Origin of the sequence: Amycolatopsis sp. NBC_01480 (assembly GCF_036227205.1) — a bacterium.
Lineage (GTDB): Bacteria > Actinomycetota > Actinomycetes > Mycobacteriales > Pseudonocardiaceae > Amycolatopsis.
The window spans coordinates 889,929-902,478 of the sequence record NZ_CP109442.1; the positions used below are offsets into that span (position 1 = coordinate 889,929).

The 12,550-nt window shown below is 71.5% G+C and carries 9 protein-coding genes; 2 read left to right on the plus strand and 7 right to left on the minus strand.

The features are described 5' to 3' along the window. Positions 1-47: 47 nt before the first annotated feature. Entirely contained in the window at positions 48-305 is a 258-nt protein-coding gene (locus tag OG371_RS04170; protein ID WP_329065696.1) for a hypothetical protein, read from the plus strand. A 169-nt stretch (positions 306-474) separates the two neighbouring features. Here the strand turns inward: OG371_RS04170 and OG371_RS04175 are convergent, their stop codons facing one another. Beyond that, entirely contained in the window at positions 475-1,401 is a 927-nt protein-coding gene (locus tag OG371_RS04175; protein WP_329065698.1) for a cytochrome c oxidase assembly protein, read from the minus strand. Between the two features lie 73 nt (positions 1,402-1,474). Here OG371_RS04175 and OG371_RS04180 point away from each other — a divergent pair, with 73 nt between their 5' ends. Continuing rightward, entirely contained in the window at positions 1,475-3,700 is a 2,226-nt protein-coding gene (locus tag OG371_RS04180; RefSeq protein ID WP_329065700.1) for a heavy metal translocating P-type ATPase, read from the plus strand. Positions 3,701-3,712: 12 nt separating this feature from the next. On the opposite strand, the gene OG371_RS04185 is transcribed toward OG371_RS04180, so the two are convergent. The 6 genes from OG371_RS04185 to OG371_RS04210 form a co-directional block, all read right to left on the minus strand. Next, positions 3,713-5,482 carry a chloride channel protein gene (locus OG371_RS04185; protein ID WP_329065703.1) on the minus strand — a complete coding sequence of 590 codons (1,770 nt, stop codon included), beginning with the start codon at positions 5,480-5,482 and terminating at the stop codon, positions 3,713-3,715. Between the two features lie 860 nt (positions 5,483-6,342). Then, a complete protein-coding gene (locus tag OG371_RS04190; RefSeq protein ID WP_329065705.1) occupies positions 6,343-6,810 on the minus strand; it encodes an SPW repeat domain-containing protein in 468 nt (155 codons plus the stop codon). Positions 6,811-6,925: 115 nt separating this feature from the next. Beyond that, positions 6,926-7,480, minus strand: coding sequence for a vitamin K epoxide reductase family protein (locus OG371_RS04195; RefSeq protein WP_329065707.1), 555 nt, complete (start codon positions 7,478-7,480; stop codon positions 6,926-6,928). Further along, positions 7,477-8,217, minus strand: coding sequence for a DsbA family protein (locus OG371_RS04200; protein ID WP_329065709.1), 741 nt, complete (start codon positions 8,215-8,217; stop codon positions 7,477-7,479). Before OG371_RS04200 ends, OG371_RS04195 begins: the two co-directional genes overlap by 4 nt. Beyond that, on the minus strand, positions 8,217-10,460 hold the full coding sequence (locus OG371_RS04205; protein ID WP_329065711.1) for a heavy metal translocating P-type ATPase: 2,244 nt from the start codon (positions 10,458-10,460) through the stop codon (positions 8,217-8,219). Before OG371_RS04205 ends, OG371_RS04200 begins: the two co-directional genes overlap by 1 nt. Positions 10,461-10,626: 166 nt before the next feature. Further along, on the minus strand, positions 10,627-12,549 hold the full coding sequence (locus OG371_RS04210) for a cytochrome c oxidase assembly protein (protein WP_329065713.1): 1,923 nt from the start codon (positions 12,547-12,549) through the stop codon (positions 10,627-10,629). Between the last annotated feature and the right edge of the window lies 1 nt (position 12,550).

Consider the following 12,550-nt stretch of genomic DNA (forward strand, 5'->3'; position numbering starts at 1 on the left):
CGCGGAGAGAATGAGACCGTCCCCGGCACCGCCAGGAAAGAGGATCGATGACCGTGCAGCACCACTTGATCGACGACGCCTGTGCGGAGGTCGGCGAACGGCTCGCCGGTGAGTTCGCCGGGTGGCTCTCCCCCGCCGCGGTCGGGCACATCGTGCGCGCGGCCGCACGCGACCTCGACGGCCAGATCGTGCCCGAAGCGCTGGGCGAGATGCTCCACCGGCTGGCCGGATTCCGCATCGCCCGCCTCGTCGGCGCCACCCACGGCACTTACCAGCCCTCGCGCGACCACGCGTGGACGCCCTAGCGCAGCAGCTTACTGTGCCGGTCGTTACTAATCCGACTACCGTCCTCGGCGGAAACGGTTCCCTACAAGCAAATCGGCCGAGGCCCGTGTCCGCCTACTTCCGATCGGATTAGTAACCCGCCGTGACAAGACGATCCCGAACTTCCGGGGTCCGCGGGCAGCTCCACGATCACCGGTGCCGGTCCCCTTCCACGGAGAGCCGGGACAACATGGCGTTGTAGGCCCGCAGTGCTTCGTCATCGTCATCGACCTGGACCTCGCCATCGAGGTCCAGGGCCGAGCGGCGGGCCGACTCCAGCCACGAACCCAGGTCGTCGCCGCGCTCACTCGAGCGGAGCCAGCCGCCGATCACGAAGACCGCGAGCGCCGCCATCATGGCGTCTCCGCCGACCCACATCATCGCCCCGCCCCAGTGCAGGTCCTCGACCAGGCCGGGGCCCCAGTCCCGGGCCACGGCCGCGTAGGCGGGGAACGGCTCGTGCGGGGTCATCATCAACGCGACCCCGACCAGGGAGTCGACCACCATCGCGGCGAACAGCAGCACGAGCCGCAGCAAGTACGGCAGCGGGCGGCGCCCCGGCCGCACGCCGACGACCGGCGAGAGCAGCAGCAGACCGGCCAGCAGGTACAAGACCTCCTCCAGGCCGTGCAGCACGGGCACGGTCAGCGCGCCCTGCAGGAACGGCGTCAGGTGCGTGCCCGCGACCACCACCGTGTACAGCAGGAACCCAGCCAGCGGATGGGACGGCACCGCCAGGGACCGGCCGCCGCCGGGCAGCAGCTCGAAGGGCCTCCCGAGCAGCAGCAACGCCGGGGCCACCATGATGAGCAGAAGGTGCTGTGCCATGTGGACAGTGAAGAGCACGCCGCTGTAAGCGTTCACGCCGCTCGCGACCGCCACGAACACCACCAGCAGGCCGCCCAGGAACCACACCGTCCGGCGGACGGGCCAGGCGCCCGCCCGCTTCGCCGCCCAGAAGTACCCCAGCGCAACAACCCCGATCAGGACGGCGGCGACGACCGGGACGTCCCAGTCCGTCACCAGCACGGCGGCCGTCAGTGGCGCGACGCCCGTCACCAGGATACCGAACCGCACAGGGTAACGTTTGCAGTAAGCAACACTTGCCTGATGCTACTCGCTGCCCCGGCGGCGGAGAGGAGCGGCGGGGATGACCACAGCCTCTCCTGCGCAGCCGATAGAACTCGCCATCGATGGTATGACCTGCGCCGCCTGCGCGGCGCGGGTGGAACGCGGGCTGAACAAGCTCGACGGCGTCCGGGCCAGCGTCAACTTCGCCACCGGGCGCGCGGTCGTCCACAGTGCCGCGCCGCCGGACGAGCAGGTGCTGCTCCGGCAGGTCAGCCGGGCCGGCTACCGGGCCGAGATGCTGCACCGGGGCCGTCCCCCACAGCAGCCCGACGACAAGACCCGGCCGGCCTGGCACCGGCTCGCGGCGGCGTTACTGCTCGGCGTTCCGGCCGCCGACCTGTCGTTCACCCTCGCCCTGGTCCCGTCCCTGCGCTTCGACGGCTGGCAGGCGGTCGTCCTCGCGCTGGCCCTGCCCGTGGTCGTCTGGTCGGCGTGGCCGTTCCACCGCAAGGCGGCGATGGCACTACGCCACGGCGGCACCTCGATGGACACCCTGGTGTCCGCCGGGATCCTCGCCGCGACCGGCTGGTCGGTGTCCTCGATGTTCGGCGAGGACGCCGCGACCGGCGGCGAAAGCGTGTGGGGGCTGCTGCTGCGCCCGGCCGGTTCGATCTACCTGGACGTCGCCGTCGGCGTCACGGTGTTCGCTCTCGCAGGACGGCTCTACGAAGCCAGAGCCAAGCGGACCGCGGGCCTGGCACTGCGCGCGCTCTCGGAACTCGGCGCGAAAGACGTGTGCCTGCTCGACGAGGACGGCACCGAACACTGGGTGCGCACCGCCGAGCTGCGGCCCGGCGACCGGTTCGTCGTCCGCCCCGGCGAGACGATCGCGACCGACGGAGTGGTCCTCGAGGGCGTGTGCGCGGTGGACGGGGCCGCCATGACGGGAGAGTCGGTCCCCCGCGAGGTGACCGCCGGGGACCCGGTGCTCGGCGCGACGGTCGCGGTCGGTGGCCGGCTGGTCGTGCGGGCGACCCGAGTCGGCGAGGACAGCCGGCTTGGGCTGCTCACCCGGCTGGTCGAGCGGGCACAGCACGACAAGGCCGCCACGCAGCGGCTCGCCGACCGGGTCTCGGCGGTGTTCGTCCCGGCCGTCATCACGCTCGCCGCGCTCACCGTCGCCGGCTGGCTCCTGTCCGGAGGCGGACCGGGGCGGGCGTTCGGCACCGGTCTCGCAGTGCTGGTCATCGCCTGTCCGTGCGCGCTCGGCCTGGCCACGCCCATGGCGCTGCTCGTCGCGTCGGGACGGGGAGCCCGGCTCGGCCTGTTCCTCAAAGGCGCGGCGGCGCTGGAATCCGCGCGGGACATCGACACCGTGGTGTTCGACAAAACCGGCACGGTGACCACCGGGCGGATCACCGTCACCGGTGTCCGGGCCGACGGGCTGGCGCGTGAGGAAGTGCTGCGGCTCGCCGGCGCGGTCGAAGCCGCTTCGGAGCACCCGATCGCCACCGCGATCACCGCCAAGGCGCGTGATGAAGCCGGGGAACTGCCGCCGGTGCGCGGATTCCGCGCGTTGTCCGGCTTGGGCGCCCGCGGAACGGTCGACGGCCACGACGTGGTGGTCGGCTCGGTGCGGCTGCTCGCCGGGCAGGGGGTGCCGCTCCCGGAAAGCTTCCGGACGGACGCGGCGAGCTGGGAGCAGGCCGGGCTCGGCGTCGTCGCGGTGGCCGTCGACGGCCACGCGGCCGGCCTCGTCGCGATCGCCGACACCCTGCGTCCCAGCGCACCCGCCGCCGTCGCGGCCCTGCACCGCCTGGGACTGCGCACGATCCTGCTCACCGGAGACCGCGAGGCGACGGCGCGCGCCATCGCCGCCCGGGCCGGCATCGAGGAGGTGTTCGCCGAAGTACTGCCGGATGGCAAGGCCGCGGTCGTCGAACGGCTGCGGAACGAGGGCCGCACGGTCGCGATGGTCGGCGACGGCGTCAACGACGCTCCGGCGCTGGCCGGCGCCGACCTCGGCCTGGCGATGGTCACGGGCACCGACGTGGCCGCCGGGGCCGCGGACATCGTCCTGGTCACCGCCGACCTGACCGCCGTCCCCCGTGCGGTCCGGCTCGCCCGCGCCACCCTGCGGACCATCCGCGGGAACCTGTGGTGGGCCTTCGGGTACAACGTCGCCGCGCTGCCGCTCGCCGCCGCAGGCCTGCTCAACCCCCTTGTCTCGGCCGCCGCGATGGCGCTGTCCTCGCTGTTCGTCGTCTCCAACAGCCTGCGGCTGCGGAAGTTCGGACGGTCCTGAACCGGACCGCCATCAGTGAGCAGCGACCGGTTCCAGCGCGGTGAGCACCGCCTGGTGGGTGATCCAGCCGCTGAGCCGGTCCTCGCCGGCCAGGACCGGCAGCCCGGTGCCAGGCGCGTTGGTCAACGCCGCCAGCGCGTCGGCGAGGCTGGTCTCCTCAGTCACCAGCGGCGGCAGCTCCGCGAGATCACCGACCACGCCGGTGCTGTCGTCAGCCAGGGCCTCCGCGACGGCGCGGGCCGTCACGCACCCCTGGTAACGGCCGTCCGCCGCCACGACCGGCAGGATCCCGTGCCCGGACACCGCCAGCGCGTGCGCCGCGCGCTCCAGCGGCAGGTCCCCGGCCAAGGGTTCCGGCAACGCCTCGGCCACGGCCGCGACCCGGGTGCCCTCCAGTCTCCGGGCGTCCGGGTGCTTGTCCAGGTCCACGCCGCGGCGGCGCAGCTTGAGCGTGTAGATCGTGTCCTTGCTCAACGCCCGGCTGGTCGCGGTCGCGATCACGATCGCGGTCAGCATCGGCAGGATGATCGTGTACTGGCCGGTCAGCTCGAACAGCACGATCACCGCGGTGATCGGCGCCCGGGCCGCGCCCGCGAAGGCCGCACCCATGCCGATCAGCCCGTAGACGCCGGGCGACGCGGTCACCCCCGGCAGCCACGTGTGCACGACGATGCCGAACGCGGTCCCGGCCATCGCGCCGATGAAGAGCGAAGGCGCGAACACCCCGCCCGAGCCGCCGATCCCGATCGTCAGGCTGGTCGCCACGACCTTGCCGACCAGCAACAGTAGCAGGAACCCGATCACATACTTGCCCTCGACCGCGTTCTGCAGCACCGGATACCCCACGCCGTACATCTGCGGCAGAACCAGCAGCAACCCACCCAGGAACACCCCGCCGACAGCCGGGCGCAGCCACTCCGGACCGCGCCACAACCAGTCGCACAGATCCTCGACCAGATAGAGCACCCGGGTGAACAGCACCCCGCACGCCCCGACCACCAGCCCGAGCACGATGAACAGCAGATACTCGACCGGGCTGCGCAAGGTGAACGGCGGCAGGGCGAGGAACGGCACGTCGCCGAACACCGCCCGCCCGACCACGCTCGCCGTCACGCTGGCCAGCACCACCGCCCCGAACGACTCCGCCGCGAAGTCGCGCAAGATCAGTTCCATCGCGAAGAACGGCCCGGCCAGCGGCGCGTTGAAGGTGGCCGCGATCCCGCCCGCCGCACCGCACGCCACCAGCACCCGCAACCGCGACTCCGGCAGCTTCGCCACCCGCCCCAGCGTCGACCCGAGCGCCGAGCCGATCTGCACGATCGGCCCCTCCCGCCCCACCGACCCGCCCGAGCCGATCGTCAGCGCCGAAGCGAGCGCCTTGACCGCGCTGACCTGCGCCGGGATCCGGCCGCCTCGTTCCGCGACCGCGTACATGACTTCGGGCACGCCGTGCCCGCGGGCTTCCGGCGCGAACCTGTACACCAGCGGCCCGTAAACCAGCCCGGCGACGACCGGGGCCAGCAGCAGGAACCACGGCCCCAGCTCCGGGAACCACGGATGCGCCGCCCGCCCCGCCGCCGAGTAGTCCGCCTGCCCGGAGAACAGGTGGGTGAACGTCGTGATCAGCCACCGGAACACCACCGCGCCCAGCCCCGCGCCCGCGCCGATCACCAGCGCCAGCCCGATCAGCCCCGTGGTGCTCTCCCGCAGCCACCGTCCCAGCGGCTGCCGCGCCGGCACCACCAGCCTTCGATCCGTAATACCGCCACCCGTAGACACCATTGCAGTATGCAACACTTGCCATAGTCATCATAGGCGGCGTTGCTCACAGCGATAGCAAGGCGATCGTCAGGTGCGCCGCGCCGTCGCCACGCGATGATGGGAGCCGGACCTGCCGCTCTACCGGCAGGTGAGCCCGACCAGGTCCGACCACGCTACCGAGACCACGGCAGCGGAGGCCAGCCTGGTACTCGCCACCGTCAACGGCGTTGTATTCCTCGCCGGGCAGTGGCTGCTGCTCCCCTCTTTCACCGTTGGCCTGGACCAAGCGGACACAGCACCACCGGATCCTGGAACGACGCGCACTGCGGCGGCACGCTCGTGCTGCTCGCCGCCGCGCCGTTCGCACACCCACGTGGAGTGCTCGGCTGGACTCTCACCCGGATCCCAGTGGGCGGCTGGTCGCTGACTGCCGCTACGCGCTGGACTACGGCTCGGCACCCGTGCCGACCGGCACCGTGATGTCCGGAGCTAAGCCGATCCTGGCCGCCTTCGACAGCTCCGCGAACGCATGGCACGCCCCCGCTGGGCATCGGGAAGCCTCGAGCACCCGGGCGCCACTCATCATCGGCCACGCCTTCGACTCCGTTTCGCGACCCGTCCGGGCCGATCCTCGGCGACCGGGCCGGCCCCGCTCCGGTTCGCCCACGCCCGTGCACGTGCTGCGGGCGGATCCATTCCAGGCGTGGATACCGGTCTGACGAGGAGTATTCCCGCAGGTCACAGCGTCCCGGGAGCGAATTCCGGACCACCTGCCGGAATTCGCCGGGTCGACACGCCGCACCCGCACGCTGCTCGTCGTCCGCTTCCGCCCGCACAGTGTGGTGCACCGGAGCCTGTCCGGGACGATCGGGCAGGCACTCCTACGACGCTCGACGATCCCCGTCGCGATCCGGCCGGCCCGCTGACCGGGCCCTCACCTCCGAGCGCTGCGCGTAGGTGAGCGCCGCACTGGCCGCGCCCAGCCCGAGCAGAAGCACCCCGCAGAGCACATCGTTGACCGTGGCCCGCACCGAATCACCCGGGGCGGCGAAGAGGAAGGCCGTGGCGACCAGCCAGACTCCGGCCGCCGCGTTGACCACGCTCAGTACGGGCAGATCCTTGGGCACCGTCATCCGGACGAGGGCGGACGCCGAGATGAGCATCGCGACCAGGACGTCGTCGGGCTCGACGAAGCCGGTGCGCGCCGCGACCCCGAAATGCAGCACGAAGGGCGCGAAGCCCAGCCACAGCGCCACCAGGAACACCAGCGAGCTCGGCAGGCTGGGCGTCAACCGCTCGTCCGTGCCCGGCCCGATCCAGAAGTGCCGGCTCGTCGCCACATCCACCACCACGGCCTCCTCATCCCGAGACGGATCGCCACGGCAATTATTGCACCAAACAATGGTTTCCGCAGCAGCCGCGGCCCGATCCGGTCCGCGGCGAAGACGCGGAGCGAAAGTCCCGTCAGAGAAGGGTCACCCAGTAGCTCCAGAATTCCTGGAGGATCAGCGCCACGATCAGGACGTACCACAGGGCGAGTATTCCACTGTGGACCCGACGCAGGACGCCTCCGATCCTGGTGCCGCTGAGGTTGTGCAGCGTGGTGTACCAGAAGATCGCGATCGTCACGACCCACACGACCATGCAGTACGGGCACAGCGCGTGGATCCGGTACAGGCTCGCGAAAATCAGCCAATGCACGAACACGACCCCGAACGTGGCGCCCAGCTGCATGCCGAACCAGACCCAGCGCGGCGGCTCGTAGCCGGTCAGCAGCACCACCCCGAACGTGACGACGACCGCGAACGCGGCCACCCCGATGATCGGGTTGGGGAACCCGAACGCCGCCGCCTGCGGGCTGTCCATCACCGAACCGCACGACAGCACCGGATTGATCGAGCAGCTCGGGACGTAGGACGGGTCCTTCAGCCGCTCGATCTTCTCCAGGGTCAGCGTCACCGCCGCGATCAGGCCGAGCGCACCGCCGATCGTGTACAGCCACGCCAGGGGCCGGCTCACGCGGCCAGCGCCTTGTCGATCTCACTGCGCAGCTGGCGCGCGATGTCGGGGTAGGTCTGGCCGGCGGGCTGGAACTGGTTGCCGTTGACGAAGATCGTCGGCGTGCCCGAGACGCCGGCCTTCGCGCCGTCGGCCTTGCCCTGGTCGATGCGCTGCTGCACGACCGGCGACGCCATATCGGCGCGGAACTTCGCCAGGTCGAGACCGATCTCCGTCGCGTAGCTCTCGAACTTCGCCTGCGCGCGGGCGGTGTCGTCGCTGACGTTCTGCCCGTCGGCGGCCAGGGCCCAGGCGGGGTAGTCGCCGTACAGCTTGTCGAACATCGGCTGGTACTTGCCTTGCAGCGACGCCGCTTCGGCAGCCTTCGCCGCCGGTACGGCCAGCGGGTGCATCGGGAGCGGGAAGTTGCGGGTCACCATGGTGATCTTGCCCGCGTAGTCGTGCTCGACGGATCTCGTGACGTTCTGGTAGTAGGCCTCGCAGACCGGGCACTGGTAGTCGATGAACTCCACGACGGTCACCGCGGTGTTCGGCGACGTGGTGAGGGTGTTGCTGTCCGGGTGGCGCAACACGTCCGCAGCGACCGCGCCCGGCGCGGGGGAATTCGAGCCGCCGCGGTTGAACACCAGCACCCCGCCGATGACCAGGACGGCGACCACGATGACGACGATCGTCGTCCAGGCGTTGGCCGACAGGCCCTTCTTCGCGACCACCGCTTTGGACTTCTTCTTCGCCATCAGTCGAGCCTCTCCTTGTCACCGGAACCGTCGAACGAACGCAGCCGCAGGCTGTTGGACACCACCAGCACCGAGGACAGCGACATCGCCGCGCCCGCGATGAGGGGGTTGAGCAGGCCGAACGCGGCCAGCGGCAGTGCTGCCACGTTGTAACCGAACGCCCACGCCAGGTTACCGCGGATGATCCGCAGCGTCCGGTCGGCGAGCCGGATCGCGTCCGGCACCACCAGCAGGTCATGACGCACCAGCACCACATCCGCGGACCGCAGCGCGATGTCGCTGCCATGGGCCATCGCCATCCCGAGGTCGGCGGTGGCCAATGCCGGGCCGTCGTTGATGCCGTCGCCGACCATGGCGACCCGGGCACCGGTGGCCCGCAGCTCGTCGATCGCGCGGGCCTTGTCCGCCGGCAGCACCCCCGCCCGGACCTCGTCCACGCCGATCTCGGCGGCGACCGCACGCGCCGCGACCTCGTGGTCGCCGGTGAGCAGGACCGTCCGCAGCCCGTGCGCGCGCAGGGCGGCCACGGCCGCCGCGGCGGAGGGCTTGACCACGTCGCGGACCTCGAGCAACCCCACGACCTCGCCGTCGACCGCGACGAGCACCGGGACGGCTCCGGCCGCCTGGACGTCCTCGACCTGCTCGGGCCCGCCGATTCCGCGTTCGGCGAACAGGCGGGAGCTGCCGATCAGCACGGCGTGACCGTCCACAGTGGCTTCGGCACCCAGGCCGGGCAGCGCCGCGAACGCGGCGATCTCGGGGAGTTCGGCCAGTTCCGCGCGGGCAGCCGTCACGACGGCGGTGGCGATCGCGTGCTCGGAACCAGCTTCGACCGCGCCGGCGAACCAGAGCAGCTCGCCGCGGTCACGGCCGGGTGCCGGGTGGCAACCGGTGACGGTCATCCGGCCGGTGGTGACCGTGCCGGTCTTGTCCAGCACCACGGTGTCGACCTTCCGGCTGGCCTCCAGCGCGTCCGGTCCCTTGATCAGGATGCCCAGTTGCGCGCCGCGGCCGACCCCGGCCATCAGCGCGGTCGGGGTGGCCAGGCCGAGTGCGCACGGGCAGGCGATGATCAGCACTGACACGGCGGCGGTGAAGGCGTCCCGGACCGGGTTCCCGGTGAGCAGCCACCCGCCGAGGGTGAGCAGGGCCAGTACCAGCACGACGGGGACGAACACCGCACAGATCCGATCGACCAGCCGCTGCACCGAAGCTTTGCGGGCCTGGGCCCGCTCGGCGAGCGCGGTCATCTGGGCGAGCTGGGTGTGCGTGCCGACCGCGGTCGCACGGACCAGCAGCCGGCCCTCCCGGTTCACCGAAGCGCCGATCACCCGGTCGCCCACGGCGACCTCGACCGGCACCGGCTCGCCGGTGACCGCGCTGACGTCCACAGTAGACCGTCCATTGTCGACGACACCGTCGGCGGCGAACGCCTCACCGGGCTTCACCACGAACAGGTCGCCGACGGCCAGCTCGCCCACCGGGACCATCCGCTCGACGCCCTCGTGCAGAACGCGGACCTCCTTCGCGGCGAGTGCGTCGAGCGCGGCCAGCAGGCCCGCGGCACTGCGCCGGGACCTGCCCTCGAAGTAGCGGCCAGCCAGCAGGAACGTCGTCACCCCGGCCGCGACGTCGAGGTAGATCGCGTCGGCGCCGGCCGCGGTCGGGCCGAATCCGACCCAGTACCCCGGCTCGTGCCCGTCGAACACCGTCGCCCAGGCCGACCAGAAGAAGGACGCGAGCACGCCCAGCGACACCAGGGTGTCCATACTGGACGAGCGGTGCCGCAGGTTCCGCAGTGTCGCCCGGTGGAACGGCAGCGCGGCCCAGAACACCACTGGCACGGCCAGTGCGAGACAGAGCCACTGCCAGCCCGGGAACCGCAGCGACGGCACCAGAGCGAGGGTGATCGAAAGATCGCCCAGCGGAACCGCGAGGACGGCGGCGACGATCAGCCGGCGGCGCAGGTCGCGCACCCGCCGCAGGGTGAGGTCCTCGTCGTCGTCACCCCGCAGGTGTGCTCCGTAACCCGCCTTGCGGATGCGCTCGATGAGCACGTCGTCGCCGACGTCGGCAGGCACGTGCACGGTGGCGCGCTCGGTGGCGTAGTTGACGGACGCGCGGACCCCGTCGAGCTTGTTCAGGGTGCGTTCGACCCGCGCCGAGCAGGCGGCGCAGGTCATTCCGGTCACAGCCAGGTCGACCGTGCGGACTTCCCCGGTGACCGGGGCGGCGGTTGTCATGCGAGTTCTCCGTGGGTGGGCCTGGTGCCTGGGCTGGTGATGGGCCGGGCGGCCGCCGGAGTCGCGGTCGCGAGATTACGACGCCCGGGAACTTCGCCCGCCATCGGGCCGACTACTGGACTGGTGATGGACCGGAAAGCCCCGGAGAACGGAGATCGCAAGCCAGTCAGCCCCGTCGTTCCGCGAGTTCGGCGAGCATCGCGTTGTAGGCGTCGAGGTCGGCGTCCCCGCTGCGGTCGGTCCGCTTGGCGCGGCGTTCGTCGTCGCGCGCCCACTGCGCCAGCAGCGCGACAACCATGACGACCATCGGGATTTCCCCGCTGGCCCAGGCGATGCCGCCGCCGAGCCGCTGGTCGGCGAGCAGGTCACCGGCCCACGGCAGCGCCAGGTAGTGGTAATAGGTGTAGGCGATCACGGTTTGCTTGCTCATCAGGATCACGCCGAAGAACGCGTGGAACGGCATCACCGCGAAGAGCATCCCGAGCCGCGCCACGTGCGGCAGCTGCCGCGGGGTCCGGTCGGCGCCGACCACGACCCAGGCGAACAAGTAGCCCGTCACCAGGAAATGCACCTTCATCAGCTGGTGCGCCCAGTGGTAGAGCATCGCCTGCCCGAACAGGTCCGAAAAGTACAGCGCGTAGAACGACCCGGCGAACAAGACCGCCGCGACCGCCGGGTGGGCGAAGAACCTCGTCACCGGCGCATGCAGCAGCGACGCGACCCACTCACGCGCACCCGGCACATCGCCGTGCGCGCCCGCCGGCAGCGCGCGCAACGCGAGGGTCACCGGACCGCCCAGCACCATCAGCACCGGTGCGAACATGTTCAGCGCCATGTGCGTGACCATGTGCAGGCTGAACGTCCCCGGCGAGTACACCCCGAGCCCCGACGATGTGATGACCAGGACGATCACCCAGCCGGCGAGCCAGGCCACCACCCGTCCCGGCGGCCAGTGGTCGCCGCGGCGCCGCAGCCGCCGGACCCCCAACAGGTAGGCCGTCACGGCAAGTACGGCAACCGGGGCGAACAGAAGGTCGGGCCGCCAGTCCCCGAGCAGGCGCGCGAAGGTCTGCGGGGCGTCCAGGCCGTAGCCGAGCACGGTTTCCTGCACCGTCGCCGGATGGTTGACGAACGCGGGCGGAACCAGCACGGTCAGCGCCGTCGACCCACCGGTGCCAAGCGCCAGCAGCACCAGCTCCGCCACCACGAACCGCACTCCCGCCCGGCGACGGCGCCACACGGCGATCCCGATCCCGGCGAGCAGCAGCAACACGGTCTCGATCGCCAGGATGAGCCCGTACCGGCTCACCAGGCCGTCCGGCCGGGCGAGCACGAACCCGGCCACCGCCCCGGACAGGGCGGTGACCACGAAGCAGGTGACCGACAACCGGTGGTAACGGCGCAGCACGAAGTCCGGAACAGCGGTGCCACGGCGCATCCGGGCCAGCAGCGCCACCAGCGCACCGAGCCAGGCGCTCGCGGCGGGCACGTGCCAGAACATCGCGTTGGTCGCGAAATCATGCCCGGCCCCGACCGACACGTGCCCGACGGACACCAGGGGCAACAGCCCGATCCCCGCGGCGGCGGCCGCGGCGACGACGGTGCGCCAGGCCATCGCGGGCCACGCGAACGCGGTCGCCACGGCCGCGGCGACCGCCACGCACAACCAGGCCTTGGGTTCTTCGGTCGCACTCAACGTCGGCAGGAACACCTCCGGCCGGAGCACCCGCGCGACCGGCAGGCCCGAAGCCGCCGCCGCCGAGAACGGCACGGCGACAACCGCGGCGGCCAGCCAGCACACCGCGCAGCCCGCGGCGAACCGGCTCGCCGCGTACGCGTCGGCCGACAAGGCACCACCTCGCCGTCCGGGCGCCACGAAGGCGGCGAACACCAGACCACCGAAACACCCGGCGGCCGCCGCGGTGGCCACGAACCGGACGATCGCGAACCCGTAGGTGGTCAGCGGCCCGGGATCGGAATTGCCCAGAGGCGCATACACGTCGCCCGCGGTCGCGACGACGAGCAGCAGCAGGGCGAGCCCGGCCACCACCGCCGACACGACCACGGCGCGGAACCAGGACGTCCTCACC

Excerpts from the sequence above, each read along its gene's own strand:
- OG371_RS04170 (WP_329065696.1), top strand. The coding sequence starts at position 48 with ATGACCGTGCAGCACCACTTGATCGACGACGCCTGTGCGGAGGTCGGC.
- OG371_RS04185 (WP_329065703.1), bottom strand. The coding sequence starts at position 5,482 with ATGGTGTCTACGGGTGGCGGTATTACGGATCGAAGGCTGGTGGTGCCG.
- OG371_RS04205 (WP_329065711.1), bottom strand. The coding sequence starts at position 10,460 with ATGACAACCGCCGCCCCGGTCACCGGGGAAGTCCGCACGGTCGACCTG.
- OG371_RS04180 (WP_329065700.1), top strand. The coding sequence starts at position 1,475 with ATGACCACAGCCTCTCCTGCGCAGCCGATAGAACTCGCCATCGATGGT.
- OG371_RS04200 (WP_329065709.1), bottom strand. The coding sequence starts at position 8,217 with ATGGCGAAGAAGAAGTCCAAAGCGGTGGTCGCGAAGAAGGGCCTGTCG.